14 protein-coding genes are annotated in these 26,047 nt (G+C 64.3%); all 14 read left to right on the top strand.

Going from position 1 to position 26,047, the window contains the following annotated elements; all coding sequences use genetic code 11:
- A partial coding sequence (locus tag H8A95_RS07635) for a transporter substrate-binding domain-containing protein (protein ID WP_229182612.1) occupies positions 1–1,141 on the top strand: 1,141 nt, incomplete at its 5' end.
- 126 nt (positions 1,142–1,267) lie between these two features.
- Positions 1,268–2,137: an urea ABC transporter permease subunit UrtB gene (gene urtB, locus H8A95_RS07630; RefSeq protein WP_076866843.1), complete on the top strand. Its 870-nt coding sequence runs from the start codon at positions 1,268–1,270 to the stop codon at positions 2,135–2,137.
- A 16-nt stretch (positions 2,138–2,153) separates the two neighbouring features.
- On the top strand, positions 2,154–3,293 hold the full coding sequence (gene urtC / locus H8A95_RS07625; protein WP_229182611.1) for an urea ABC transporter permease subunit UrtC: 1,140 nt from the start codon (positions 2,154–2,156) through the stop codon (positions 3,291–3,293).
- Complete coding sequence (gene urtD, locus H8A95_RS07620; protein WP_229182610.1) at positions 3,290–4,042, top strand: urea ABC transporter ATP-binding protein UrtD; 753 nt, start codon at positions 3,290–3,292, stop codon at positions 4,040–4,042. The genes urtC and urtD overlap by 4 nt, the downstream gene beginning before the upstream one ends.
- Positions 4,035–4,727: an urea ABC transporter ATP-binding subunit UrtE gene (gene urtE / locus H8A95_RS07615; protein ID WP_229182609.1), complete on the top strand. Its 693-nt coding sequence runs from the start codon at positions 4,035–4,037 to the stop codon at positions 4,725–4,727. Before urtD ends, urtE begins: the two co-directional genes overlap by 8 nt.
- Positions 4,728–4,756: 29 nt before the next feature.
- Positions 4,757–5,794, top strand: a complete 1,038-nt coding sequence (locus H8A95_RS07610) for an aliphatic amidase (RefSeq protein ID WP_229182608.1) — start codon at positions 4,757–4,759, stop codon at positions 5,792–5,794.
- An 81-nt stretch (positions 5,795–5,875) separates the two neighbouring features.
- Complete coding sequence (locus H8A95_RS07605) at positions 5,876–7,210, top strand: purine-cytosine permease family protein (protein ID WP_229182607.1); 1,335 nt, start codon at positions 5,876–5,878, stop codon at positions 7,208–7,210.
- A 34-nt stretch (positions 7,211–7,244) separates the two neighbouring features.
- Positions 7,245–8,264, top strand: coding sequence for an alpha/beta fold hydrolase (locus H8A95_RS07600; RefSeq protein WP_229182606.1), 1,020 nt, complete (start codon positions 7,245–7,247; stop codon positions 8,262–8,264).
- Between the two features lie 49 nt (positions 8,265–8,313).
- Entirely contained in the window at positions 8,314–9,126 is an 813-nt protein-coding gene (locus H8A95_RS07595) for a CbbQ/NirQ/NorQ/GpvN family protein (protein ID WP_274613199.1), read from the top strand.
- 14 nt (positions 9,127–9,140) lie between these two features.
- On the top strand, positions 9,141–11,429 hold the full coding sequence (locus H8A95_RS44105) for a nitric oxide reductase activation protein NorD (protein ID WP_229182605.1): 2,289 nt from the start codon (positions 9,141–9,143) through the stop codon (positions 11,427–11,429).
- A 213-nt stretch (positions 11,430–11,642) separates the two neighbouring features.
- Entirely contained in the window at positions 11,643–12,314 is a 672-nt protein-coding gene (locus tag H8A95_RS07585; RefSeq protein ID WP_229182604.1) for a TonB C-terminal domain-containing protein, read from the top strand.
- 10 nt (positions 12,315–12,324) lie between these two features.
- A complete protein-coding gene (locus H8A95_RS07580) occupies positions 12,325–12,828 on the top strand; it encodes an RNA polymerase sigma factor (protein ID WP_229182603.1) in 504 nt (167 codons plus the stop codon).
- 94 nt (positions 12,829–12,922) lie between these two features.
- Positions 12,923–13,918, top strand: a complete 996-nt coding sequence (locus tag H8A95_RS07575; RefSeq protein WP_229182602.1) for a FecR family protein — start codon at positions 12,923–12,925, stop codon at positions 13,916–13,918.
- A 296-nt stretch (positions 13,919–14,214) separates the two neighbouring features.
- Positions 14,215–26,013 carry a filamentous haemagglutinin family protein gene (locus H8A95_RS07570; protein ID WP_229182601.1) on the top strand — a complete coding sequence of 3,933 codons (11,799 nt, stop codon included), beginning with the start codon at positions 14,215–14,217 and terminating at the stop codon, positions 26,011–26,013.
- Positions 26,014–26,047: the final 34 nt, after the last annotated feature.

Here is a 26,047-nt window from a genome sequence, read left to right as displayed (position 1 = left end):
CGGCGGCGAGATCAAGGTCGGCGTGCTGTTCTCGTTGACGGGAACGACCGCGATCATCGAGGAATCGCTCAACAAGGCGACGCTGCTCGCGATCGAGGAAATCAACGCCGCCGGCGGCATCAAGGGCAGCAAGATCGTGCCGATCGTCGAGGATCCTGCGTCCGATCCTGCGACGTTCTCGGAGAAGGCGCGCAAGCTCGTCGTCGGCGACAAATGCGTCAGCGTGTTCGGCTCCTACACCTCGGCCAGCCGCAAGGCGGTGCTTCCGGTGTTCGAGCGGCAGAACAATCTCTATTGGTATCCGACGCTCTATGAAGGCCGCGAGTGCTCGAAGAACGTGATCTACACCGGCGCCGTGCCGAACCAGCAGCAGGACGAGTTCGTGCCCTGGCTGGTCAAGAAATTCGGCAAGAAGTTCTATCTGATCGGCTCGAACTACATCTATCCGAAGGAAGAGAACAACTACTGCAAGAAGCTGCTTGAGAAGCTCGGCGGCGAGGTCGTGGCGGAAGAGTATGTGCCGCTCGGCCATTCCGAATTCTCTTCCGTCATCAACAAGATCCGCGCGACGCAGCCGAACGTGATCTTCTCGACCGTGGTCGGCGATTCCGTGGTGGCGCTGCATCGTCAATACAAGGCTGCCGGCCTCGATCCCGAGAAGATGCCGATGGCGAGCCTGACGACCTCCGAGAACGAGGTCGCGGCGATGGGCGGCGAAGCTGCTGCCGGTCACTTCACCTCGGCGCCGTACTTCATGGTGCACAAGTCGCCGGAGAACGAAAAGTTCGTCGAGGCGTACAAGAAGCGCTGGGGCGCCGACAAGGTGACGCATTTCGTGTCTGAGGCCTGCTACTTGCAGACCTATCTGTTCAAGCAGGCGGTCGAGAAGCTTGCGACCAGTGACCTCACGCCGCCGAACATCCGCGACGCGGTCAAGGGCCAGGAAATGGTTGCGCCGCAGGGCAAGGTCCGGATCGAGCCGGAGAATCTGCACACCTGGCTGTGGCCCAAGATCGCGCAGGCGAAGTCAAACGGCCAGTTCGAGATTCTCGTCGAGGCCAAGGATTGGCTGAAGCCGGTGCCCTACGCGGCCTATCCCGGGCAGTCCTGCACCGAGAAGGGCCTGGTCGAGAAGAGCTGACGACGGGGGCGACAATGGCCGTCGGCGTGCGGCGCCGGCGGCCAGCATCCCCGCAGCGAATGCCGCTTTCGCACAGATGCGTGCGAGAGCGGTGCCTACCAACGAATATCGAAAGCGGATCCCGACGTGGACCAATTCATCGAACAAATCGTCACAGGCCTCAGCATCGGATCGATCCTGCTGCTGGTCGCGCTGGGCCTGTCGATCATCTACGGCTCGATGGGCATCATCAATCTCGCACATGGCGAGTTCGTTATGCTCGGCGCTTACGCAGCCTGGGTGTTTCACACCTATCTTGGACTCGGCCTGCTGGCGAGCCTGGTTCCGATCTTCCTCGTGGTGGCCGCATTCGGCTGGGTTATCGAACGCTACGTCCTGAGCCTGCTCAACAACCGGCCATTGGATACGATTCTTGCAACCTGGGGCGTCGGCATCATGCTGCAACAGGCGGTGCGGCTGATGGTCGGCAGCGAGCTGCGCTACGTGCAGCTGCCGCCGGCGCTGTCCGACAGCATGAGCGTGTTCGGCATCCCGGTGTCGTCATATCGGGTGTTCCTGTTCGTGGTGTCGATCGCGCTGTTCGGGGCGACCTGGTTGCTGATGAATCGCACGACAGTGGGGATGAAGCTCCGCGCCATCATCCAGGACCGTTCGGTCGCAGCTTCCTTCGGCATCAACGCCAAGCGGGTCTATGCGCTGACTTTTGCTTACGGCGCGGGTCTTGCGGGACTTGCCGGCGCGCTGGTGTCGCCGCTCAAGAGCGTATCGCCCGACATGGGCACCGGCTACGTGGTCGATGCCTTCATGGTGGTGGTGCTCGGCGGTGTGCAGAGCCTCGCCGGAACCGTGGCGAGCGCCTTCATCCTCGGCGAGCTCTCCGGCGGCATCGCCTTCCTGCAAAACGACACGGTGGCCAAGGCGATCGTGCTGCTCGCCATCGTCGTCCTCATCCGTTTCCGCCCCGAAGGGCTTTTCACCGCACGCGTGCGGGCCTGAGACAGATCGCTCATCGATGCCGTCGCACGTTCCTCACTCCAGCGGATTGCAGCGCCTGATCGCGCAGCTTGCACCGTTGCTGATCGTCTGCGCCGTGGTGTTCGCGCTCCCGGTGCTGCTCAACAATGATTTCCTGCTCAACAAGGTTGCGCGCTATCTGGTGCTCGGCATCCTCACGGTGTCGCTCGGCCTGTCCTGGGGCTTCGGCGGCATCCTGAACCTCGGCCAGGCGATGAGCTTCGGGCTCGGCTCCTACGCCATGGCGATGGCGCTGAAGCTCAAGACCGTGCCGGTACATACCGGCGCGAGCGGACTGCCGGACTTCATGGTCTGGAACAACGTCCAGCATCTGCCGTGGTTCTGGGAGCCGTTCCGCTCGCTGTCCTTCGCCATCGCCGCGGGCCTGATCGTGCCGGCGCTGGTCGCGGCGGCACTCGGCTGGTTCATGTTCCGCGGACGCGTCACCGGCGTCTATGTCTCGATCATCACGCTCGCCACCATGGTGGTGATCAATCTCGTGATCATCGATCAGCAGAGCTACACCGGGGGCTTCAACGGCATCACCGATCTGGCCCAGCTCGAGATTTTCGGCGTCGCGTTCGATGCCTATGGCCGCGCAACCTACTATCTCGTCGCCGGTTGTGTCCTGCTCAGCCTGCTGGTGGCCTTTGCCTTCACACGGACCAAGGCCGGCCTGATCGTGCAGGCGATCCGCGACCATGAGAGCCGGGTGCGTTACTTCGGCTACGACGTCGCGCTCTACCAGATCTTCGTGTTCGCGCTGTCAGCTGCGATCGCAGGCCTCGCCGGCATGCTCTACACGGTGGTGATGGAGTTTGCCTCGCCGACCTTCCTCGGCGTGCAGCTTTCGCTTTCGGTGGTGGTGTGGTGCGCGGTCGGCGGCAGGCAGAGTCTGGTCGGTGCATTCCTCGGCGCCGTGCTGGTGGCGGGCATGCAGGGCGCGCTGTCGGAATCCGCGGCGTTCCTGGAAACCTGGACACTGGTGATGGGTGCACTGTTCGTGCTCGTGGTGCTGTTCCTGCCGAAGGGGCTCGCCGGCCTAGCGCAGGTCGTCCTGCGCTGGATCGTGCAGCGCCGCCATGCCGCCGGCCGCGGCGTTGCGCAAGGCGTCGGCCAGACGGAGGGCAGCACATGAGCTCCCATCTCGATCTTCGCGACGTCTCGGTCAGCTTCAACGGCTTCAAGGCGCTCAACGCGCTCAACATGAGCGTGCGCAAGGGCGAGCTGCGCTGTCTGATCGGGCCGAACGGCGCCGGCAAGACCACGGCGCTCGATATCATCTGCGGCAAGGTCAAGCCGAGCGCGGGCACCGTCAGCTTTGACGGCACCGCGCTGCAGGATCTCGAGGAATACGAGATCGCCCGCACCGGCGTCGGACGCAAGTTCCAGGTGCCGAGCGTTTTCCGGGAGCTCTCGGTCAGCGAGAATCTCGACGTGGCGCGGGCTCGCCGCACCTCCGTGCTCGGCAATCTGCGCTGGAATATCGGCAATGCCGGTCGCGCGGATGTCGAACGTCTTGCCGAGCTGGTCGGGCTCACCGACCAGCTCGACCGCCCGGCCGCCTATCTGTCGCACGGCCAGACCCAGTGGCTCGAGATCGGCATGCTGGTCGCCCAGGACGCCGAGCTGATCCTGATGGACGAGCCCACCGCGGGCATGACGGCGCAGGAGACCCGCAAGACCGCCGAACTGTTCGCGCGGCTGAAGGGCAAGCACACGCTGATCGTGGTCGAGCACGACATGGGCTTCGTCAAGGCGATCGGCGACGTCATCTCGGTGATGCATATGGGCCAGATGCTCGCCGAAGGCACCGCGGCGGAAGTCGAGGCGCATCCCGAAGTCCGCCGCGCCTATTTGGGATCGGGAGGCATCAGCCATGCTTGAGCTGACCGACGTCGACGCCTTCTACGGCAACAGCCGCGCCCTGCAGGGCATCAACCTGACGGTCGGCAACGGCGAATTCCTCGCGGTGCTCGGCCGTAACGGCGTCGGCAAGACGACGCTGATGCGCAGCATCCTCGGCCTGATGGACCGGTGCACGGGACGGCTGTCGCTCGACGGCGCCGACATCTCGCCGCTGCGCACCCATCAGCGCGCCAAGGCTGGCATCGCCTACGTGCCGCAGGGCCGTGGAATCCTGCCGCGCTTCACTGTGCGGGAGAATCTGACGCTCGGAACCTTCGCTGCGAAATCGGCCAACGGCATCGAGGAGTGGGTGCTCGAGCTGTTTCCGGTGCTAAAGGATTTTCTCAATCGCTATGGCGGCAATCTCTCCGGCGGCCAGCAGCAACAGCTTGCGATCGCCCGTGCGCTGCTCGCCCAGCCCAAGGTCATCCTGCTGGACGAGCCGACCGAGGGTATCCAGCCGAACATCGTCGAGCAGATCGAAGACGTGATCACCCGCCTCAATCGCGAGCGCGGCATCACGGTCGTGCTGGTCGAACAGAATGTCGCGTTCGCGCGGCGCGCCTCTCACCGCTTCGCGTTGCTCGAAAAGGGACGCGTCGTCGCCAAGGGTGCGATCGGTGAGCTCACCGATGATCTCATCCAGCTGCACATGGCCGTGTAGCGGGAATATTCAAGAAAGGGAGTCGAGACATGTTGCATGGAGACATATCGAGCAGCAAGGACACGGTCGGCGTCGCCGTGGTCAATTACAAGATGCCGCGTCTGCACACCAAGGCCGAGGTGCTGGATAACGCGCGCAACATCGCCAAGATGGTCGAGGGCATGAAGCTCGGCCTGCCGGGCATGGATCTCGTGATCTTCCCGGAATACTCGACCCACGGCATCATGTACGACTCCAAGGAGATGTACGAGACGGCTTCGTCGGTGCCGGGCGAGGAAACCCGCATCTTCGCCGACGCCTGTCGCAAGGCCAAGGTCTGGGGCGTGTTCTCGCTGACCGGCGAGCGCCATGAGGAACACCCCAACAAAGCGCCGTACAACACCCTGATCCTGATGAACGACAAGGGCGAGATCGTCCAGAAGTATCGCAAGATCATGCCCTGGGTGCCGATCGAGGGCTGGTATCCCGGCGATTGCACCTACGTCTCTGATGGCCCGAAGGGGCTGAAGATCAGCCTGATCATCTGCGACGACGGCAATTATCCGGAGATCTGGCGTGATTGCGCGATGCGCGGCGCCGAATTGATCGTCCGTTGCCAGGGCTACATGTATCCGGCGAAGGAGCAGCAGATCCAGATCTCCAAGTCGATGGCCTGGGCCAACAACTGCTACGTGGCGGTCGCCAACGCCTCGGGTTTCGACGGGGTCTATTCCTACTTCGGCCACTCGGCCATCATCGGCTTCGACGGCCGCACGCTCGGTGAGTGCGGCACCGAGGAGAACGGCATCCAGTATGCGCAGCTGTCGGTATCGCTGATCCGCGACGCCCGCCGCAACATGCAGTCGCAGAACCATCTCTTCAAGCTGATGCACCGCGGCTATACCGGCCTGATCAACTCAGGCGAAGGCGATCGCGGTCACGCGGTCTGCCCCTACACATTCTACAAGAACTGGATCACGGACCCTGAGGGCACGCGGGAGATGGTCGAAGCCATGACCCGGCCGACCGTCGGAACCGACGAATGTCCGATCGACGGCATTCCGAACCAGAAGGTCGCGCATCGCTGATCGGAAAAACCGGGCTGCGCCGGCGCGATCGTTTGCGCCGGCGTGGCTCTGAAACTGTTGCAAAGGGAAACGGGGGTTACCATGAGCAGCCAAACGAACAACGGACTGGTTCAGCAGACCGAGGGACATATCGACGATCTTCTCGGCCATGAATTCGAACACGAGCCGGTGCCGATCAGCGCCCGGCGCAGCGCCTTCTCGGTCATGATGGTATGGCTGGGCTTTCCCATGATCATCACCGGCGCGATGACCGGATCACTGCTGGTGCTCGGCATGGGCTTCAAGAATGCGCTGGTGGCGATGATCGTCGGCAATCTGATCATGTTCGCCTATGTCGGCGCGCTCGGCCTGATCGGTACGCGCCGCGGCATGAACTTCGCGCTGATCGCGAGCATCGTGTTCGGAAAGAAGGGCTATGTGCTGGCGTCGGGCCTGCTGTCGACCTTGCTGCTGGGCTGGTACGCGGTGCAGACCGGTATCACCGGCGCTCTGATATCCTCGACCTACGGCCTCAACTATGTGGCGATGACGATCGTCGCAGGCGTGCTCTATATCGCCATCACCTTCGTCGGTGTGAAGGGATTGCACTATATCGGGTTGGCATCGGTGCCGCTGTTCGTCGTCCTTGGCCTATGGGTGGCGGCCGACGCCGCCTCGACCACAACAGCCGCAGCCATCTTCGGCTATGCCGGCAATAACGGCGTAGCCAGCATGTCGATGGGCGTCGGTCTTACGGTGGTGCTCGCTTTGTTCATCGACGCCGGCACGGTGACGGCGGACTTCAACCGCTGGGCGCCGAGTCCACGGGCATCGCTGGTCGCCACGTTCAGCGCGTTTCCATTCGCCAATCTGGTGGCAATGCTGGTTGGCGGCGTGATGACGGCTGCGCTCGCCGTGCCGAACGCCAATCCGTTCGGTGTCGACAACATGTTCGGTTACATGAACGGCAAGCAGCTCACCTGGCTCAGCATCCTCGCGTTCATCTTCCTCTACGCCAATCTTGGCTCGGTCTGCTCGCACTGCCTGTACAACGCGGCCACCGGCTGGTCGCGCATCCTCGGCACCAATATGCGCCTGATGGCCGTAATACTCGGCGCCATTGGCATCGTTGTCGCCGCGGGCAATGTCTGGGCGTTCTTCATCCAGTGGCTGTCGCTGCTCGGCATCCTCGTGCCGCCGATCGGCGCGATCATCCTGGTCGATCAGTACCTGTTGCGTGCCGGAGCGCGAGCTGACGTGGACTGGCGTGCGAAGCCGTTCATTGCCTGGGGCATCGGGTCGCTGTGCGCCTTTGCGGTTGAAAATCTCATGCCGGGGCTGTCCGCTGCGATATCAGCCGCGCTGGTCGCCGGTATCGTGTACGGGGCGATCGCGCGGGTGGAATCGTCGACAGAGAAGGTGGCGCGTCCCGCGTAAGCGATCAGCTCAATCAAGCAAGAAGGGTACATCAATGAGCGTCGACTATCAGATCCATGATCTCGGCAACCTGACCTTGCAGCGCGGCGCGACCATCCGCGACTGCAAGCTCGCCTACAAGACGTTTGGCCAGCTCAACGCGGCCAAGGACAATGTGATTGTCTATCCGACCTGGTACTCGGGCCAGCACTACGACAATGAATGGCTGATCGGGCCGGGCATGGCGCTCGATCCCGCAAAGTACTTCATCATCATTCCCAACATGCTGGGCAATGGTCTGTCGTCGTCGCCGAGCAACACGCCTGAGCCGTATAATGGGCCGCGCTTTCCGCAGGTGACGGCCTATGACAATGTGCGCGCCCAGCACCGGCTCGTGACCGAGAAGTTCGGCATCAAGCACATCCGCCTGGTGGTCGGCTGGTCGATGGGCGCGTTGCAGACCTTCCATTGGGGCGCGCTCTATCCCGATATGATGGATCTCTTGGCGCCGTTCTGCGGCTCGGCCAAATGCTCGCGGCACAATTATGTGTTCCTCGAAGGCGTCAAGGCCGCACTCACGGCGGACGCCGCCTGGAAGGAGGGCTGGTACACCGACAAGCCGGCCCGCGGCCTGCGCGCCGCCGCGCGGGTCTATGCCGGCTGGGGCTTTTCGCAGGCGTTTTATCGCGAGCAGCTCGACATCAAGACGATGGGGTATTCGTCGCTGGAGGATTTCCTGGTGGCGTTCTGGGAGGGCTTCTTCCTGCCGAAGGACGCCAATAACCTGCTCACCATGCTGTGGACCTGGCAGAACGGCGACATCAGCGCCAACGAGATCTACAACGGCGATTTCAAGGCGGCGCTGCGGGCGATCAAGGCCAAGACCTACGTCATGCCGGGCCAGACCGATCTCTATTTCCCGCCGGAAGACAGCGAGAACGAGGTCGCGAACATGCCGAACGCCAGGTTCGTGCCGGTGCCGTCGATCTGGGGCCACTTCGCGGGCGGGCCGGGCACCAATCCGGTCGATGTCGCCTTCATCGACACCAAGCTCAAGGAATTGCTCGCATCGTGATCTCAAGCGATTGCGAACGACTGCCTGCGCTATCATGGGAGGCGTGAGCTTGTCCAATCCCGCTTTGCTGCTTGACCAGTACCGCATCCGCGAGGAGCCGTATTACCGGCCGCTCAAGGATGAGGTCGAACTGTTCGGCGCAGCCTATGCGAACCGCATGCCGGTGATGCTGAAAGGTCCCACCGGCTGCGGCAAGACCCGCTTCATCGAATACATGGCGTGGCGGCTCGGCCGGCCGCTGATCACGGTGGCCTGTCACGAGGACATGACGGCGGCTGACCTGGTGGGGCGCTGGCTGCTCGATGCAGAGGGCACGGTGTGGAGCGACGGGCCGCTGACGACGGCGGTACGTCTTGGCGCGATCTGCTATCTCGACGAGATCGTCGAGGCGCGGCAGGACACGACGGTCGTGATCCATCCGTTGACGGATGATCGGCGCGTGCTGCCGCTGGAAAAGCGTGGCGAGCTGATCCACGCGCATTCCGACTTCCAGCTCGTGATTTCCTACAATCCCGGCTACCAGAGCGCGATCAAGGACCTCAAGGAATCCACCAAGCAGCGCTTCGCGGCGCTGGATTTCGGCTATCCCGACCGGCCGGCCGAAACCGAGGTGGTGTCGCGCGAGGCCGGCATCGAACCCAACCTCGCCGATCTCCTGGTGAAGATCGCCCAGCACAGCCGCAACCTGAAGGGCCAGGGTCTCGACGAGGGCGCCTCGACCCGGATGCTGGTCAATGCCGGCCGCTTGATCGGATGCGGCATCAGCCTCGAGAAGGCCTGCGAGACCACGATCGTCGTTCCGCTGACCGATGACGCCGACACCAGGAACACGTTGCGCGACGTGATCTCGGCCTGTGCGTGAATGGAAACTCGGAGGTGGCGGTCGCGCAAATCAGTTCGCTCGATAGCTTCCGATCCGGACGCGGGCTTGCGGCGCTCTTGCGTGGCCACGATGACATCGGCGCGGCCGTGCAGGCGGCCCGGGCCGCATTGTACCGGATGGCTCCGCCCGATCATCTCGCGGCCTGGGACGAGGCTGTGCACGACCTGTTCGAGGCCAATCTCGGCAAGGCCGTGCTGTCGGGCTTTCTGCAACTGTCGCAGCAATGGCGAGCGCCGCGATCGACCTATGACCTGATCGCGATCGGCCGTGCCGCTGGGGATATCGGCCGCAACGCCGGCAGCCGCGCTGCCCATGGGCTGCTGGCCGAAATGTCCAAGGTGCTACCCCGGCTCTCGGGCGCAGGAGAGCTCTCCACCGTTCTTGCCGCGCTTGGCGAGCTCGCAGATGTGGGGCCGGAATCGGTCGGCCTTGCGATCGGCCGCCTTGGGCAACTGCTTGCGCATGCCGGCGGCGAGGATTTCTCCGCCTGGGTTTCCGCCGGCTTGCGCGCAAGCGGTGGCCGCGCGGCGCGGCGGCGCACTTATTTCGCGCTCGACGATCCGCTCTCGGCGCGGTTGTTTGCCGTCGGCCGGACCGGCGACGATTTCGCACGGCTGGAGAAACGCCTCGCTGCGACAATGATCGCCTTGTGGAACAGGAAGCCACGCTTCCGCAAGCTAGCCATTGCACCGACGCCGGTGCCGCGGCGCACGTCGCTCGCCACCGGACTCATCGGCCTTCCCGAGACCTTTGCCGGCTTCGAGGGTGAGGCGGCGGACGCTATCTATCTTGCGGCGGTCGCGCATGCCGGTGCGCATCTGGCGCATTCCACCGTCCGCTTTCCTGTCGGGCGACTGAAGGCGCTGCAGATTGCGCTGGTCTCGCTGATCGAGGATGCCAGGGTCGAGACCCTGGCGCTGCGCGAGATGCCCGGCCTGCGCCGGCTGTGGCTGCCGTTCCACACTGTGACGTCATCCGGCCAGGCAACCGCAGCCGGACTGATGATGCGGCTGGCGCGGGCACTGATCGATCCGGATTATCAGGATCCGGATGCGTGGGTGACCAAGGGACGTCAGCTGTTTGCCGATGCCGCCGGCCGCTGGACCGATCCGGCCATCAGCCGCGAGATCGGCGGATTGCTCGGCAACGACATCGGGCAGATGCGGCTGCAATTCAACGCCAAGAGCTACGTCGTCGAACCCGCGTACCGCGACGACAATCTGGCACTGTGGGATTTTGGCGACCAGCCGGACAGCCCGACCGAGACGATCGAACTTGCGATCGATTCGGTACGGATCGAACGACGTGACGATCCGAGCGGTCAATCAATCGATAACAGCGCCAAACCGGACGAGACGCTGCGCGCGAAGGCCAGCGCGGTGACGCTGCTGGACGGATTTCCAGTCGCGACCTACCCGGAATGGGATTATGCGGCGCGTACCGAACGGGCGGACTGGACCACGATTCTGGAAGCCGATGCCGACGTTTCCGCGCAGCCGTTCGATCCTTCGACGGACACCGAGGCGATGCGCTGGATCACCGAGCTGACCCGCGACGCGTCGATCGGCCGCCGTATCAGGCATAAAGGCCAGCGTGATGGCGATGCGCTCGACATCGACGCGGCGATCGCACTGACGATCGAGCGTCGCGCCGGCAGCATCAGCGAGCCCAGGGTCTACCAGCGTGATGCGCCGGGACCGCGCGATCTCGCGATTCTGCTGCTGTTGGACCTGTCGCAATCGACCGCCGATCGTGATCGCCGTGGCCGGACGGTTCTCGATGTCGAGCGCAAGGCGGCCGCGATCATGGCGACGGCGGTCGACGCCGCCAATGACGCGATCGCGGTGCATGGCTTCAGCTCCGACGGCCGCGAGCGCGTCCGCTATCTGCGCATCAAGGGCTTTGAGGAGCCGATGGACGCCGTCGTTCGTGCGCGGCTCGCGGGGCTTGGCAGCAGCCATTCCACCCGGCTTGGGGCGGCGTTGCGCCATGCCGGCGGCTACCTCGCAGGCCGGCGCGCGTTCCGGAAGGTGCTGCTGGTCCTCACCGACGGCGAGCCCTCCGATGTCGATGTGCCCGATCCGCAATATCTCGTCGAGGATGCACGCCGTGCCGCGCAGCAGCTGCGGCGGCGCGGCACCGATATTTTCGCCTTTGGTATCGGCGAGGACAGGTTTCCCCAGCTCGATCGCATTTTCGGTGAACGCTGTGCCCTCCGAGTGCCGCGGATCGAGGTGTTGCCGCAACGGGTGATGCAGCTCTACGGCGAACTGAAGAAATAGAGGGTGCTGCCGTCCCGGGACGGTTCAGATCCTCCTCCGCGAGCCTACGCACCGCTGTCACACTTCGGCGCTAACGTTGCAGATTGGACACAGCGGCCCGCTTGGGAAACAATCGACGCGGATACGATGAGCATTCGATATCTTTCGAGGGGCTTGGCGGGAGGCCCCTCAGACGCTCCTCGTCGATTGTGCGTCTTGATCTGCCTTTGCATGTTGGGCGCCGGCACCGATGTCGCCGTGGGACAAGAGGGGCCGGGCGCCTCTGCAACGCGCATCACGTTCGATATTCCCTCGCAACCCCTGACGTCCGCGCTGGAAAGCTATGGCGCCACATCGAAGCGCGAGGTGCTTTACGACGCGCGGCTTGCGACCGGCCGGCTCTCGGGCGAGGTGCGGGGAGTCTTCGCGCCATCTGAAGCCTTGCAGATCCTGCTCGATGGGACCGGCCTTGTCGGCCGTCTGACGTCCGAGAATGCAGTGGTGATTGTGCCCTCGTCTCCGGCTGCCGGGCAGCGGACGACGCCCGACGCCGAAGCGCTAAAGGGCGATCCAGTCATTCGCGCCCGTTACTATGCCGTGGTGCAGGAGCGCGTGAGGGACGCATTCTGCCGGGATACAGTGCTGCGGCCCGGCCGGTATCGGATCGCCGTGCAGTTCTGGATCGCTCCAACCGGAACCGTCCAGCAGACCAGGCTTCTGAGCAAGACCGGCGATGGACGCGTCGATAGCGCGATCGAGACCACGCTTCGCAGATTGAGAATGAAGGAGGTGCCCCCGCCGGGCATCTCGCAGCCCCTCACAATGGTTGTTGCGCCGCGCCCGTCGGAACAGGCGCAGGATTGCGCCGGCATCGACGCAATCCGTACCAGCGGCCAAGCGAACTGAGCGTGCCGCAATGAGTGACGCAACCCGGACCATGCTCCGCAGCTTCCTGGCTGCCCGTTACGATGATCTCAAGCTGCGGCTTAGCCGTCGTCTGGGATCGGCGGAGCTGGCCAGTGATGCGTTGCAGGACACCTATGTGCGTCTCGGACGTGCGGAGGTGGCGGGTTCGGTCCAAAGCCCGGCCGCGTATCTGTTCCGCATGGCCTTCAATGTCGCAATCGATCGGCAGCGGGCAGAGAAGCGGCGCCTGGCCCGCAACGAGGTCCAGGATCTGCTGCATATCGTGGACGAAGCGCCGGGGCCGGGTCAGATTGCGGAGGCCCGCTTCGAGATCGAGGCCTTGGAGAAGGCGATTGCGGAACTGACGCCGCGGCGTCGGGTCATCCTGTTGGCGGCGCGGCTTCAGGGGATGCCGCAGAGGGAAATCGCCAGCCGGCTTGGGGTCTCGTTGCGTCTGGTCGAGAAGGAGCTCCGCCTCGCCCAGGAACACTGCGCGTTGAGGCTGGGAAAATAGTTGTGCGGTTTGTGGCTATGGCGAACGTCAAATGGACAAGCGGACGATCCGGCTGCGGAGGCCGCCGATGGCGTGCGCTGCGAGGCAAGTCCGAATGACCAGCGAGGGCAGCAAATCGACCATGGGGCTCGGCGCAATGGAGCGGGAAGCACACGCCTGGGTGAGGCGCTTGACGTCCGGAGACGCGACGGTCGAGGACGCCGATGCATTCCAGCTGTGGCGCCAGCAGAGCGCAGCCCACGCAATTGCTTTTGCGAACGCAAGCAAGCTTTGGGAGACGGTTGGCAACGCCGGTCATAACCTCCGGTACGACCCAGCATCGCTCGGCGCGTTGCTTGATGGCGAAGCAAGGCGCGTGATGACCCGCAGGCTGGTCCTTCGCGGCGGACTTGCGACCGCGGCCGTAGCTGCCGGGGCAGTCGCGCTGCGTCCCCCGCTCGAGCTCTGGCCGTCATGGTCCGAGCTTGCGGCAGATTACCGGACGGGGGCGGGAGAGCAGCGCAAGCTTGCCTTGAGCGACAGCGTCTCGATCAACCTGGACTCGCGAACCAGCATCGCGCTGCGGCCGGACCACGGCGACACCAGCAGGATCGAGTTGATCACCGGACAGGCATCGATCGCGACAACCCCGCAGCTGTCGAGACCCGTGACTGTGATCGCGTTCAGTGGTCAAACGGTTGCGACGCAAGCCTCGTTCGACGTGCGTTACCTCGGCGTCGAGGTGCGTGTCACCTGTCTGGGGGGCGAGGTTCGCGTCGAGCATCAGGGGAATGCCCGCACTGTTCGTGAGAGGCAGCAGATCGCTTATGACGAGAGGCGTTTAAGCGACATCGTCGCAATCGATCCGGCGGTCGAAGCGGCCTGGCAAGAGGGCTTGCTCATCTTCCGTTACACGCCGCTGCCCAAGGTGGTGGAAGAGGTGAACCGGTACCGATCGGGCCGGATCTTCATCGTCAATGCCGAGCTGAACGCGCATCTGATCAACGGGCGCTTCCATATCGATCGGATCGACGAGGTTCTCGTGCAGCTCGAGCAAGCCTTTGGCGTGAAAGCGAAAACACTTCCCGGCGGCATTGTGCTGCTGAGCTGAGGAGGCGGCCAACGGGGTTGCGAAAAAAGTTCGAGTCCGGCGTGCGGGTCGACCCGTTCGGGATCGTCACAGCCGCAAGGGTCTCGGTACCGGCGCCGGGACACGAATGTTCGGTTCGACATCGCCCCGCGCAAGAAAGCGATTCCATGGTTCCCCGCTTCTCCAGGTCTCTATCCAGCGCAACCGTTCGCGCTGCATTGTTTGGCAGCGTCAGCGTCGCGGCACTTCTTGCCAATGCGCCGGTCGCCGCCCGCCCGTTTGGATCGGCCTGGACAGCATCACCATCGGCCGCGGCGATGGCAGCTTCGCAATCGGCTGCGCAGGATGCGGCAGCAGCGGCCAAGCAAGGTCAGGATGCGATGGCGCGGGCCACACGCGCCATCCAGGCGATGCAGGCCTTGCAGAATGCGGCGCGGAGCTCAGCGCAGGCCTCGCAGCGCTCGGCGACGCTGCCGCAGGTTGCCGTACCCAACGGTCTCACGCCCGGTGGCCTGCAGGCGGCGCCGGGATGGCAGGGTGCCAATGCGCCGACGCAGGCGGTCGATGCCGCCGGCCAGACCCAGGTCGGCATCCGGCAGACCAGGGCGCAGGCGATCCTCAACTGGAATTCGTTCAACGTCGGCGCACGCACCACGCTGACCTTCGACCAGCAAGGCAATGCGAATTGGGTGGCGCTCAACCGCGTGGTCGGCAGCATGGCGCCGAGCCAGATCCTCGGCAATATCAAGGCCGACGGCTCGGTCTATGTGATCAACCAGAACGGCATCATCTTCGGCGGCGCGAGCCAGGTGAATGTCGGCTCACTGATCGCCTCGACTGCAAACATCGCCGATACCCAGTTCCTCACCAACGGCATCTACGCGCAGCAAGCCGGCGGCCAATATGTGCCGGGCTTCACCGGGGCCCGCGGTGCCGTGACGGTCGAGGCCGGCGCGCTGATCACGACCAACGCGCCATCCTCGGTGACACAGGGCGGCGGCTTCGTCCTGCTGATGGGAACCGAGGTCAACAACGCCGGCTCGATCAGCGCGCCGCGCGGCCAGGTGCAACTCGCCGCCGGCGACGACTTCCTGCTTCGCCCGGGCTACAGCACCGACGCCAACCAGGCCTCGACCACGCGCGGCAACGAAATCTCGCCGATCGTCCGCGACGCGATCGCGGCTGTCGGCAACTCCGGGTTGATCTTCACCCAGCAAGGCGACATCACGCTCGCGGGCCGCAGCATCACCCAGGGCGGGCTGCTTGTCGCCACGACCTCGGTCAACACCCGCGGTACCATCCACCTGCTGAACTCGGCCTCCGATGCTGCCGGCACCATCACGCTCGGCAGCGGCAGCCTGACCGCAATCCTGCCCGAACTCGCCAGCAGCGACACCGCGCTCGACAGCCAGCGCAGCCAGCTGGTCGCCGATTCCAAGGCTTTCACCCACGCCCCGGTCGCCAACGCCCAGTTCGATAACCTGTCACAGCTCGCCGACCGGCTCGACCAGGGACGTATCGAGATCGTCAGCGGCGGCACCGTCAACTTCAAGGACAGCTCGACCACGCAGGCGCAAGGCGGCCAGGTGGCGGTCAACGCCAGCCACCGCGTCTTCGCCGAGAGTGGATCCATCATCGACGTCTCGGGCGTGCGCGGCGTGCTGCTGCCGATGTCGACCAATAATCTGCTGATCAACGTGCAAGGCAATGAGCTGCGCGACTCGCCCGCCAATCGTGATCAGGGCTATCTGAAGAACGCGGATGTCTGGATCGACGCGCGCGACCTGGTGTTGGTGCCGGCAGGCACCGGCGGTTATGCGACCGACCGAGATTATACACCAGGCGGCCTGCTCGAGGTCTCGGGATATCTCGCCAATACCGCCCACCGGATCGGCGAATGGGCCGCGCTCGGCGGCACCGTCACGCTGTCGGCACAGGAAGTCGTAGCGCAGAAGGGGGCGGTGTTCGACGTCTCCGGCGGCTCGGTGAGCTATCAAGGCGGCTATATCCGCACCACCAATTTCCTTGGGGCGGACGGCCGTGTCTACGGTGTCGGGCAGGCGCGCGCCGACGTGCAGTTCTACGGCTTCGGCGGCGGCTTTGTTCACGAGCACAAGCTCGGCGGCAAGGTTGCGTCGAATCTGACTGAAATCTGGATCAGCCCGTTCGGCAAGGGCCGCGTGACGAGCCGCTGGGAGGATGGCTACACCATCGGCCGCGACGCCGGCTCTCTGATTCTGTCGACGCCGACGGCGGTGTTCGAGGCCAACATCGTTGCCGACGTCGTCACCGGCTCACGCCAGACGACGGCTCGGCCGGACTGCGTCACCGATGGCTACAAGCTGTCGCAGTATGTTGCGCCGCTCCAGGGCAAGCTCGCGCTGGGCGGCTATTCCGGGCTTGGCCTCACCGCTGCATCCGCCGCGCGCGTCGTCTTCGGCCAGACGCCCGGGATCACCGAGGCGCTGAACGCCACGTCGATCTTGCCCGACGATCGCATCGGGACTGCATTCTTCAATTCCGACGCGCTCAATGCCGCCAAGCTGGGCGGTCTCAACTTTGCGAGCAGCAGGGAAATTCTGGTCGAGGCGCCGCTTGAGCTTGCGCCTGGCGCGCAGGTGATCTTCGCGGCGCCGCACGTCGAACTCGGCGCAAACGTCACGGCGCATGGTGGCAGTGTGACGCTGACCAACCTCATGCACGCCGTGTTCGGCCAGAACCAGAATGAGCAATGGTGGGCGCTGAACGGCGCGAACGGCAAGTCGCAGGTTACGGTCGGCCAGAACGTCGCCGTCGATCTCAGCGGGCTATGGAGCAACGAACAGACCGGAACGGATGGATCGGGCCGGGCGCATCTGGATGGCGGCAACTTCATTGTTTCGACGACCGGCGGCATCACGCTTGCGAGCGGATCGCTCATCGATGTGTCGTCAGGTGGCGCCATCCTGAGAACCGGCAAGACGCAGGGCGGCAAGGGCGGCAATGTCAGCCTCGTGGCCAATGACTATTCGCATCTGGCCTGGACGCAGTTCTTCACCAACCCGCTCATCCTTGATGGCACCATTCGCGCGTACGGATTCGGCGGCGGCGGCACGCTGACGCTGAACGCAGGCCAGGAGATTGCGATCGGCGAAGCGGTGGCCGATGCGCTGGTGCTCGACCCCGCGATATTCCGGTCCGGTTTCACCGCCTACAACATCGGCAGCAACACAGGCATCGAGATCGGCGAAGGCACGCGCGTGGATGCAGAGGTGCCGATCTATCGTTTCACGCAGCACAGCTACACCGCGCCCAGCGGCAGCCTCGTTTCGGATGCCGCGGAGCTGTGGACGCCACAGAGGTTCACGATCGATTCCTTCAAGCGCAGTACCACGCAGCGCGTCGGCGCCGATGTGACGTTCTGGAGCCTGCATGATTTCACGCTGGCCAAGGGCGCGTCCATCAACGTCGATCCGGGGCGTTCAGTCTCGATCTTCGCCAATCGCCAGACTGTCATCGACGGCGCGATCACGGCGCCCGCCGGCAATATCCTGATCACGAGTCTGCAGGACACCTCCAGCAACACCAACTACAATTCCGGTTACGGCGAGTTCGGGCTGACACGCTCGTTCTGGATCGGCGACGACGCGGTGCTGGATGTTTCCGCGCGTGATGCGGTGGGACGCGATGAGCGCGGGATCTCCTATGCTTCTGTGCCGGACGGCGGCACGATCCGCATCGGCGGCATAGGGGCCGCGGCTGCCGTCAGCGATGCCTTCGTGATCGTTCGCCCGGGTGCGCTGATCGACGCGTCGGGCACCTCCGCGCTGGTCGATGTCCTGAACGGCGACAGCTATATCCCGACGCCTGCCGCTAGCGATGGTGGCTCGATCTCGCTCTCTTCGAGTTTCGGTATGGCGCTTGATGGCACCTTGCGCGCGGCGGCCGGCGGCAGCGGCGCGTCCGGCGGCGCGCTTAACCTGACCATGTCGTGGCGTGGCTACATCGTCGGACAGCCGAATGCAAACGCGCCCTATGCCAGCGGCGATTTGCCTGAGGCGTTCCAGAGGTCGCGCGACATCACGCTCGTGCAAAACGCTGCGGGGAGTGGCCTGAGCGATGATCTGTCGCCCGGTCAGGCCGATCCGGCTTTGCAATTCGGGCGCGCCGTGATTGGCATCAATCAGGTCCAGAAGGGCGGCTTCGGCTCGCTCGCGCTCTTTACCCGCGATCTTCTCATCTTCGACGGCAATGTGGATCTCAGCCTGTCGCGCAGCCTCCGGCTTTCGAGCGGCGTCATCGCCGCGGCGCCTGACACCCCGAACAGCACAGTTCGCTTGTCGGCGCCCTATGTCCGGCTCGATGGCGTCTACAACGAAGCAGATGCGCAGACGTCGATGGGATATGCGCCCGGGATCAACAATCTCCACGTCCGCAATCCGGCGGCGGGCGGAAGTTTCTCCGTCGCAGGCAACTTGATCGATGTCTACGGCTCCGTCCTGTTCGGAGCCACCGGCGTGCAGGGCAGTGGGGCGGTCGATTTCGGTCCCGGACGTCCGGTCAGCATTCCATTCGATGCCCGCGGCTTTCATCAAGTCGCGTTGCAGAGCAGCGGTGATATCCGGTTCGGCAATGGCGGCCTCGATGTTGAAAATCTCGCGCTCACCGCGGACCAGATCTATCCCTTGAGCGGCGCGGTCGCCACGATCGCGGTTGGGCTCCGTCCGAATGGAATAAGTGCCGCCTATGATCCCGACGCCCGTCTCGTGATCCGCCGCAACGACGACCAGACACCGGCGGTACCGGCTGCGGTGTTCGGCGATCTAACTCTTGTTGCCGCCAATATCGACCAGGGGGGTGTTCTTCGCGCGCCACTGGGGCGCATCTCGTTCAACAGCGATGCCGGGGCACGGATCACCTTCCGCAGCGGAAGCATCACCTCCGCAAGCGCAGCCGGCTTGATCATGCCGTTTGGCGGCACGTCGGATGGCATCACCTATCAGGGCGCGGACGGCACGCTGCACAACCTGGCGAGCGCATTTTATGACGATCATTCGAGCAATCTGAAGATCGGCAGCGGCATCTCGGTCAATGCCGTATCTGTCGTGGGTGAGCCGGGCTCGGTGCTCGATCTCTCCGGCGGCGGCACGCTCACCGGCGCAGGCTTCATCTCCGGTCGTGGCGGTTCGGTCGATGTGTTGAAGACCGCACTCGTCAATGCCAATCCGGTCAACAGCTACAGCGCCGCGGGCAACAAGGTCTATGCGATCGTGCCGGGCAGCGCAGCCGACTACGCGCCGGTGATCGCAACCAATGGTGCCGGTGATCCCGTGATCGGCCAGCAGATCACGCTTCCTTCGGGTGTGCCGGGATTGCCCGCGGGCACCTATACGCTGCTCCCTTCGAGCTATGCCCTGTTGCCCGGCGGTTACCGCGTCGAGCTGGGCGCGACCGGAACGACGATGATGGCGCCCGTGACCGCGGGCAACGGCTCAGTGGTCACCTCAGGCTATCTCGGCGTTGCCAACACTGGAATGAGGGACACGCTGCCGACACGGGTGATCCTGACCGCAGGCCAGACCACGCGGCTCTATTCGCAGTATAACGAGACCGGCTATGCCGATTTCGAGCGCGCACAGGCAGCCCAGTTCGGCGGCTTCCGGTATCGCCTGCCCGAAGACGGCAAGATTCTCGTTTTCAATCTCTTTGCGTCGCCGGATAATGCGAAATCGCTGTCGTTCGCCGGCACCGCGCTGTTCGACGGCGCCAAAGGCGGCGTCGACGGCACGCTGGTGATCAGGCCGCGGCTCGCCTCATCGGGTGACGGCGTGCTCGACATCACTGCGCCGGGAACCGCACCGATAGCGGGTCATACGTCAATTTCGAGCGACGACATCAATGCCTTCAAGGCATCGACGGTGCTGCTGGGTGGCGCCAGCGTGTACTCCGAGACTGACAATCCCGGGGCCGGCGCCAACATTTACTTTGATGGGAGCTCGACCACGGCCGTCAACCTGCTCGACGGCGCTACGATTCGCGCGGGCCAGGTGTTCCTGATCGGCAAGACGGTCAACATGGCGGGCGGCGCGACCATCGACACGCGCGGACTGAGCAGCAACGCGGTTGATTCCACGCTGGGTTATTTCTACGCCAACATAACCTCTGACTCGACTGCAAACCCTGCCTATAGTCCGGCTGTGCTCGCGGTCGCCAACGGCCGGTTCCAATTTCTGGATGCCGTTGGGCCCGGAACGATCAGTATCGCGAGCGGTGCTTCGCTGCTCAGCGATGGCAGCGTGGTGCTTGCTGCGCCGGGTGGACTCACCATGGGTGACGTCAATTTCGGTGCGCGTTACCTCAACGTCACGCAGGAGCAGGTCAATGTCGGCACCGAGGCCGCGCTTGCAGCGGCGCAGGCCGCAGGCCAACTGCCAACGGGCTGGAATCTCACCCAAAGCGTGCTCGACAAGCTGCTGCGGCCGTCGACGACTGCCGGCAGCCCCGTGCTTGAGCAACTCATCATCACGGCAAGCGGCGCCTTCAATCTGATCGGCAGCGTCAACCTCGACACCACGCGTCAGGGCGGAGCCTCCTCCGATGCTCTCAAATTCGTTCTCAATGCGCCGGCCATTTATGGTCTCGGCGCCGCGGGCGATACCGCCGGCATCACCGCCGACACGCTGGTCTGGAATGGCATTCGCACGGGCAACGGCGGGACCATCCCTTACGGCAGCCAGGCGCCCGGCGCTGTTCTTCCCGGCGGGCCCGGCACGGGATCGGGTCATCTTGCCATCACGGCTAGCGAGATTCTGTTCGGCTACGACGCTTCACTGACCAAGCCGACCGATGGCGCAACGTTGAACCGCATTGCGCTTGGCTTCTCCGATGTCACGCTGACGGCTACGAAACGCATCACCGCGAACAGCAACGGCACGCTGAAGGTGGGGCTCAGCCAGGACGGCACCGGCGCGTTGCAGGGCGGCGCGCTCACCATCGCGACCCCGCAGATCACGGCGAGCGGCGGGGCTACGCTCGATGTCAGCGCGGGCGCAGCCTTGCGTCTGGTCGCGCCAGCGGGGGCCGCGCCCGCCGACACGCGTGGCGTGACGGATCTCGGCGGCACGCTCTCCTTCACCGGAGACAGTGTATTTGCCGACACCGCATTCGCCTTGCCGTCCGGCAAGCTGACGCTGAATGCGACGCACGACGTCGTGCTCGGCGCAAGCGCGACCGTCGACCTGTCGGGCCGCGGCATCGCCTTCTTCGACGTCACCAAGTTCAGCTGGGGCGGCGATCTCATCCTGAGCTCTACCAACGGCAACATCATCCAGAATGCGGGTTCGGTGATCGATGTCTCGGCCGCCTACAATGCCGCGGGCTCGATCACGGCCAAGGCGATCGACGCGGCGCATGGGCAGGTCTCGTTCGCCGGCACGCTCAGGGGATCGTCGACCGGCGATTACGACAGCGGGCAGTTCACGGTCGCGGCGCAGAATTTCGGCGATTTCGGCGCGTTGAATGCCAAGCTCAACGACGCCGGTTTCTTCGGCGGCCGCAGCTTCGATCTGCGGCAGGGCAGCCTCGTCATCGGCGACGGTGTCAAGGCGCGCACCGTGACGGTTGCGGTCGATCAGGGCAGCCTCACGGTCAACGGCAGGATCGACGCGAGCGGCGCCAAGCCCGGCACCATCCGGTTGTCCGCACGCGACGATCTCAGGCTCACGGCGAATGCCGTGCTCGATGCCCATGGCAATGTGCTGCAAACCGACAGCTACGGCGCGCCGGTCGAAGCCGGCAACACCGCACATGTCGAGCTCACCACCACGCACGGCACCATGACGCTGGCGGCAGGGGCGACCATCGACATGAGCTCGCCGGATGGCGTGACGCGCGGCAGGCTCGAGCTCAACGCGCCGCGCCGCGGCGGCACCGGCGGAGACGGCGCGGGCGCCAACGATATCGCTGTTGACGCGCGTGGGCCGCTCAATATTCGCGGTGCCGGCAGCATCGCGATGAACGGCTTCCGCACCTACGATCTTCCGGGCGGCAGTATCATCGATCAGGCCTATCTCGACGCTCTGCACAATGACAGCACGGCATTCATCAACGCGGCGCTCCAGAATGGTGACTTGCAGAGCCGCCTGGCAGGGCTTGCGGCCTATGGCTCCGTGTTCCATCTGCGGCCCGGCGTTGCCATCACCTCGAGCGGTGGTCTGTCGACGAAGGGCGATCTCGATCTCTCCGGCTATCGCTACGGGCCAAAAGCCGATCCGGCGGTGCGCGGCTCCGGCGAACCGGGCGTGCTCGTCATCCGCGCCGCCACCGATCTCAAGATCAACGGCAGTATCACCGATGGCTTCGCGCCGCCGCCGGCGTCGCCTGACTCGGTCGTAACATTGATGCAGGACGCCACGGTGGGGGCCGGTGGCTACATTGTCCAATTCGGAGGAACGACGCTCGGGACGGGATCGAAGCTCCCGGCAACGGCTCGTGTGAACCTGTGGCTGGAGTTTACGGCTACCGGTCCGGGCATCGATCGCAGGCTCGGCGCCACTCCCAGCAGCGCCCATCCGCTGCCCGTCGATTTCCTACTGGAACAACCGTTCAGGCTAACCCTGCCCGTATCCCTCAAGCCAACGTTAAGAGGTGGGAACATCTACGCCCCGGACGGCAGTGTCCTCTATAAGGCAGGCGATCTGATCCAGGGTACGGTGAACTGGCAGCCTGGCACCAAGCTCAGCGCGGGTATCTATTTCGATGGTCCAGGTGCGAACAGATTCCTGAGCGCGGGAGTCATCTTTCAACCGATGAAGCTTCCCCCCAACTCGGATCTGACTCTCTTCAGAGGTTTTACCTTCCGCCAAGACGTCAATCTGCCGGTCGGCTTCGTGCTGCCTGAGGGAACGACCGTCAGCATGCTGACGGGACCTGGTGATCGCCAGGTCTGGGCGATCTCGCCGATGCTCGCTCCCGAAACGCAATCCTGGTCAATGCGGCTGGTCGGCGGCGCCGATCTTGCCGGCGCCGACAGCCGCATGTTGCAGACCGCGAACGCGCTGGCAGGTTCAGGCAACGTGGTGCTGAACGATCCGTTTAGTGTCACCATCAACAAGCCGACGACGACCGGAGTCAGCGTCGTACGCACCGGTACGGGCGATCTCGAGATTCTCGCGGGCGGCAGCTACGACCAGCAATCGCCGTTCGGGGTCTACACCGCTGGCACCGCGATCAAGGAGACGGGAACGGCGGCGAATGATCCTTACAACCTCGACCGGGGCGTATTGACCGACCGCACGGTATTGGGGTCGGCGAACGCCAGCTATCAAGCGACGCTCGGCTCGGAGCGGATGTATTACCCCGAGCATGGCGGGGACTTCCTGCTGGTCGCGCAAGGCGACGTCAAAGGCATGCTGACGAATCGCGCGACTGAGATCGGGTCATGGTTATGGCGCCAGGGTGGTTCGGAGATCGGCCAGCGGACCGCCTGGGGCATCAATTTCGGTAGCTATACATATGATCCGGCGTTCAACAATGGCACGCTGGCCTTGAATCTCTCGGCCTTCTCCGGCCTTGGCACGCTCGGCGGCGGCAATGTCACGGTGCAGGCGGGCGGCATGATGGGTGACGCTGGCCGTGGCCTCGTCATCGCCGTCGGCGGCAGTGGGCGTGTGATGGCCGATGGCAGCCTTATGCAGACCGGCGGTGGCTCGCTGTCGGTGAAGGCGGGTGGTATCGGCACCGGCGGCAATCAGTTCGTCAATCTCCGGGGACGCATGGATATCGCGACGGGAGACTTCGGCAGCCTCGTCGCCGGCAACGACCGCAATATCGGGATAGATCCGCGGCCGATCAATCCGTTGACGCCCTATTCGATGACCACGCTCGGCGGTGGAGATTTTGCACCGGGCGACAGCGTGATCGATATCCGTGCGCGCGGCGATCTGGCGGTGGGAACTATTCTCGATCCGGGGCGTGTCGGCACGACCGGCCTGACCGCTGCCGACAATGGCGACGAGGGCGCGAGCTGGTTCACGCTGTGGACCGGGACAACCGCAGTCAACATGATGGCCGCAGGTGGTTCGCTGTCGCCCGGCAGCGGCGCGACCGCTTCCCACTTCCTGCCCTCGATCGTACGGGCGGTTGCCACGAACGGAAACATTTATGGCCTTGGCGGGGGAATGCTGCTGCCGTCATCGAGCGGCACGCTCGAGGTGCTGGCGCAGGGATCGATCTTTGGTAACGCGCACGAGACGGGGCTGTTGATGACACCGGCGTCGGGCCTGGCAACGCCGTTCAGGCCCGGCTGGGCGAGCTTGACGAATGGAATCACGATCACTGCCTCCAACTATTGGGGCGACTATACCGCTGTGGACGATCAACCAAGCGGCGCGCTACCCGTTTACTCCTACGGTAGCGGCGGGCAGCCCTTCGTGTTCGATGCAAACACGGTGAAGGATCGGGCTGTGCCAGCCCAAAGCGATCTGTCGCGCATCTATGCAGTGAACGGCGATATCACGAACGTCACGTATGGTTGGATCCTGACGAAGAGCCAGACCACCGCGGGTGGTACCGTCAATAGCGTCTACTATCAGGCCGCCAGGCCGCTACAGATGCTCGCGGGCGGTGACATCGTCGATACGTTGGGCCTCATCCTGCATAGCGGTCAGAACGATGTGTCGACCATCGCGGCCGGCGGCAACATCATCTATGCAGGCTGGCCGGGATCTCAACCCAACGCGAAGGGAGGCTGGGCGATCGCCGGCCCGGGTACGTTCGAAATCACGGCGGCCGGGAACATCTATCAGGGATCAAAGGCGACCGTCGAAAGCATCGGCGCGCTCGTTGCCGGCGACAAGCGGCTCGGCGCTGGTGTCGTCATGCAGGCCGGCGTTGGTGCAGGCGAGGTCGGCGTTGGCCAGGTCGACTGGTCCGGCTTTGCCAGGCTTTATCTCGATCCGAACAATCTCGCAGGCGCGGGGCCGATCGCTGACCAACCTGGCAAGGTGGCCAAGACCTATGGAGACGAGCTCTGCGCTTGGCTCAAGGATCGCTTCGGCTATGGCGGGGCCAAGGCCGATGCGCTCAGCTATTTCCTCGCGTTGCCCGATGCGCAGCGGCACATCTTCCTGCGGCAGGTTTACTACGCCGAGCTGACCGCGGGCGGGCGCGAATACAACGAGATCGGCGGCCCGCGCGCCGGCTCCTATCTGCGCGGGCGCGAAGCGATCGCCGCGCTGTTCCCGAATGATGCCGCTTACCGTGGCGACATCACGATGTTCACCGCGACGATCGGTACGCCGGGCCAGCCGAATTACGCCATTCAAAGTGGCTTCGTTCACACCGATTTCGGCGGCGACATCCAGTTCCTCACGCCGGGCGGAGGGGTCACGATCGGGACCGAAGGGCTGGTGCCCGGCGCCGACGCGGGCCTCATCACGCAAGGCGCGGGCAACATCCAGCTCTATTCGCAGAACAGCGTGCTGATGGGCCTGTCGCGCATCATGACGACGTTCGGCGGCAACATCGTCATCTGGTCGGCGGAGGGCGACATCAACGCCGGCCGCGGCGCCAAGACCACCGTGATCTATACGCCGCCCAAGCGCACTTACGACAGCTACGGCAACATCACGATATCGCCGGTGGTGCCGTCGAGCGGTGCCGGCATCGCGACGCTGCAACCGATTCCGGACGTACCGCGCGGAACGGTCGATCTGATCGCTCCGCTCGGCACCGTCGATGCCGGCGAGGCGGGTATCCGCGCGTCGAGTTTCGTCAACATCGCTGCGCTGCATATTGTCAACGCCGCCAACATTCAGGCGCAGGGTGGCGTCATCGGCGTGCCGCAGGTCCAGGCGCCCAACATGGGCGCCCTGAGCGAAGCCTCGAACACGGCGGGCGCAGCCGCCCAGCAAGCCGCCATGCCGCCGCCGCGGACCAACGAGCAGCCCTCCGTCATCATCGTCGAAGTGCTCGGCTACGGCGGCGACGACGGTGGCGATGACCAAAAGCGGCGCGGCAACGACAAGCAAAGCCAATACGATCCGAACAGCGCCTTCCAGTTGATCGGCGACGGCCAATTGAACGCGGAGCAGTTGAAGAAGTTGACGCCGGATGAACGCCGGCAGGTTGTGAACTAGATCGCCTTCGGGCGAAGCGGTGACCGGTGCGCGT

Origin of the sequence: Bradyrhizobium oropedii (assembly GCF_020889685.1) — a bacterium.
GTDB classification, from domain to species: Bacteria; Pseudomonadota; Alphaproteobacteria; order Rhizobiales; family Xanthobacteraceae; genus Bradyrhizobium; species Bradyrhizobium oropedii.
The sequence above is the reverse complement of the archived record's forward strand: the minus strand, read 5'-3'. Positions and strand labels throughout refer to the sequence as shown.